Annotated in this window: 2 protein-coding genes; both read left to right on the top strand. The window is 46.1% G+C overall.

Translation table 11 applies throughout. The features are described from left to right. Nucleotides 1–202 (top strand): TauD/TfdA family dioxygenase (locus QUA45_RS28990; RefSeq protein WP_333223410.1); only part of this gene is annotated, 202 nt, incomplete at its 5' end. 22 nt (nt 203–224) lie between these two features. Further along, nucleotides 225–1,051 (top strand): condensation domain-containing protein (locus QUA45_RS28985; protein ID WP_333223408.1); only part of this gene is annotated, 827 nt, incomplete at its 3' end.

Here is a 1,051-nt window from a genome sequence, read left to right as displayed (position 1 = left end):
CGGCGATGGCTCGCCCATTGAAGATTTTATATTAGACGAAATTCGTCGCTGCTATCAGCAAGAAACAACTGTTTTTCTTTGGGAAGAAGGAGATGTCTTGCTGCTAGATAATATGCTAACCGCGCACGGACGCACCCCATTCTCTGGTTCGCGTCGAGTTGTTGTCGGCATGGCAGAACCGTTTAGCTGTCAAGATATTTAGGCTTATTAAAGGAACTGTAGATATGCAAAATGAAACAATCGAAGGGTTTAGACTTTCTCCACAGCAACGGCACCTGTGGGAGTTACAGCAAAATAATCCTAAACAGATCTATCGCGTTCGAGGTGCAATTTTAATTACAGGAAACCTCGATCGAGAGATTTTTGCAAGGGCGCTGCAAAATGTCGTAAATCGGCACGAAATCCTGCGGACTAGCTTTCACTGCTTGCCTGGGATGACACTACCCCTGCAAGCGATCGCCTGCACTGGTGAAGTTCCTATCTCAGAATACAATCTGAGCGGTTTGTCTCCAGAAGAACAAGAAGCTAAAATCGCAGCGCTTTTGCAGCAACTAAACCTGCTTCCTTTTGATTTTGAGCGGGGCCATCTTTGGCACATCTCTTTAGTCACTCTCGCCCAAGACAAGCACTTATTGCTGGCGAACTTCTCTGCCTTAATTGCAGATAGTGCCACCCTGAAAAATTTCACCCGCGAACTCAGTCTTTCCTACTCAGCCTATACGTGCCAAGAAGAACCAGCCGATGAGCCAATGCAATATGCCGATATTGCTGAGTGGCAAAATGAGCTACTCGAATCAGAAGAAATGGCAATCGGCCAAGAATACTGGCGAAAGCTGAACATTGAATCTTTGGATTTATTAACGCTTCCTTGGGAAAAGAAGAATTCCGAAGCGGAATTTCAGCCACTAGTAGAAAGGGTGGAAATTCGGGGTGATTTGTTGAACAGCCTGGAAGCGATCGCCCAAAAACACCACAGCGATATTTCTACATTTCTGCTGACTTGCTGGCAAATTCTGATTGGGCGGCTTACCAGACAGCCAAACCCGATCGT

It is taken from the genome of Microcoleus sp. Pol12A5 (assembly GCF_036701435.1).
Taxonomy (GTDB): domain Bacteria; phylum Cyanobacteriota; class Cyanobacteriia; order Cyanobacteriales; family Microcoleaceae; genus Microcoleus.
This window is presented reverse-complemented; position numbering and strand designations above follow the sequence as displayed.